The sequence below is a fragment of the Streptococcus suis genome (assembly GCF_046032535.1).
GTDB classification, from domain to species: Bacteria; Bacillota; Bacilli; order Lactobacillales; family Streptococcaceae; genus Streptococcus; species Streptococcus suis_AK.
The window spans coordinates 1-1,919 of record NZ_JARQPL010000070.1; the positions used below are offsets into that span (position 1 = coordinate 1).

A 1,919-nucleotide genomic window follows, 5' to 3' on the forward strand; every position below is an offset into this window, starting at 1 on the left:
CCCGACTTTATCACTTTATTTTTCCACGATCCGCTTCAATCGCTTGATAGAATTGGATTTTTTAAGTATTTTTTGTTCTTTTTTATTGTGTTGTATGTTGTTGTATGTTATAATATAGGTATGGCTTTTATTCGAACTACTACTAACAAAGAAGGTAGAACTCATGTCTATCTTGCAGAAAGTTACCGCATAGACGGGAAAACCAAGCAGAGAATTATTAAAAAATATGGACTTCTTGATGATTTGGAAGCTGAAGAACCTGGCATCCTTGAACGATTGAAGCGTGAGGCAAAAGCTGGCTCTTTAACAGAAAATACAACGGTTCACCTGAGCTTAGACCTCCTGGCTCCTATGAATGAACCAGACAAATCCTACGGGTGGATGGTATTTGACAATCTCTTTGAAGAATTAAGACTCTCTCATGTTATGAAGCGGGTAAAAACCAAGGCCAATTACAATTTGACAAAGGCTTTGAAACTGCTAGTATTTCAACGAATCTTAAACCCCACTAGTAAATTAGCCACTGTTGAAGCACAAGCAGATCTATTCGGAGACTGGGATCTTAACTTAAATGCCATCTATCGTCACCTTGACACGTTGAATGAGGTAAAAAATCAGATTCAACTTCATCTCCATCAAGAGATTAGCCGATTAACCAAGCGGGAAGGACATCTGGTTTTCTACGATGTCACCAACTATTACTTTGAGACAGATATCCCAGACATAGAAGAACAATCTGACGATGGAGAAATCATCAAAGTTGGTCTTCGTAGACGAGGACCAAGCAAGGAACACCGACCGAAGCCTATTGTCCAGTTAGGACTATTCATGGATACAAACGGGATTCCCATTAGCTACAAGCTCTTTCGAGGGAATCAAACCGACCCCGTGACCTATCTTCCCGCAGTTGAAGAGGTTAAGAAGCAATTTGGCATCGAACGAATTGTGGTTGTGGCGGATAAGGCAATGAATAGTACAACCAATGTTTCAGCTATGTTGGAACAAGGGGATGGCTGGCTCTTTTCCCAAAAGCATCGTGGCAAGAGAGGGGCTCCCAAAGATATTCAAGAAGAGATCCTAGATCCAGAAGGGTGGCATTTTAATGCGGAAGGAACCTTCGCTAAGAAATCCTATATTCGTAGCCGCAAACTAGGTACAGGAAAAGGCTCCAAAATGATAAAGGAGAAAGTCGTGATTACCTGGAGTAAGAAATATGCGGATCGTGAACGGATTCGCAGAGACGGTGCTCTTGAATATGCCAGTCACTTAACCAATGCGGAACTCTTTCGTCAGACTAGTAAGAAGGGTGGAAAGAAATACCTTGATTTGTCTTATCTAGACAAAGAGACAGGTGAAATCAAGCCCTTCTCCCCTCTCATTCAGCTTGACCTTGAGCAGGTGGAATTCGATGCTCAGTTTGACGGAATCAATGTCCTTGTTACCAGTGAGATTGAACTGTCAGATGAAGCAATCCTTGATTCCTATAGACAACTCAGTAAAATAGAAGATTGCTTTAGGGTTACCAAGACAGAATTGGAGAGCCGTCCAGTTTATGTTTGGACAGAGGAACACATTCAAGCACATTTCCTAACTTGTTTTATAGCTCTCATCCTCATTCGACTGCTTCAATACAGGACAAACTGGTCGATGAGTCCGGAGAGGATGATAAGAGCCTTAAACAGTGCGAAGGCAACACGGTTACAGGATGATTACTACAGATTACAAGAGAGTCCAGATATGCAGGAGTTAAATAAACTCCTAGGGATTGAATGGAACCGTGGTCTCGTAAAGTATGAAGAACTAAAGAGATACGCAAAGGATTCATACACTACAGAAAAATAATGAAAAAGGATAGCCAAACTCCTTGTCCCACAAGGGGTTAGCTATCCTTTGCATTTTTTTATGTGATAAAGTCGGGA

At 41.3% G+C, this 1,919-nt stretch carries 1 protein-coding gene; it reads left to right on the forward strand.

What is annotated here, in order from left to right; genetic code table 11:
- Positions 1-120: 120 nt before the first annotated feature.
- Complete coding sequence (locus tag P7J58_RS11240) at positions 121-1,842, forward strand: IS1634 family transposase (protein ID WP_408556369.1); 1,722 nt, start codon at positions 121-123, stop codon at positions 1,840-1,842.
- Positions 1,843-1,919: the final 77 nt, after the last annotated feature.

What these genes read in the sequence shown, in the direction of transcription:
- P7J58_RS11240 (WP_408556369.1), top strand. Translation starts at nt 121, where the DNA reads ATGGCTTTTATTCGAACTACTACTAACAAAGAAGGTAGAACTCATGTC.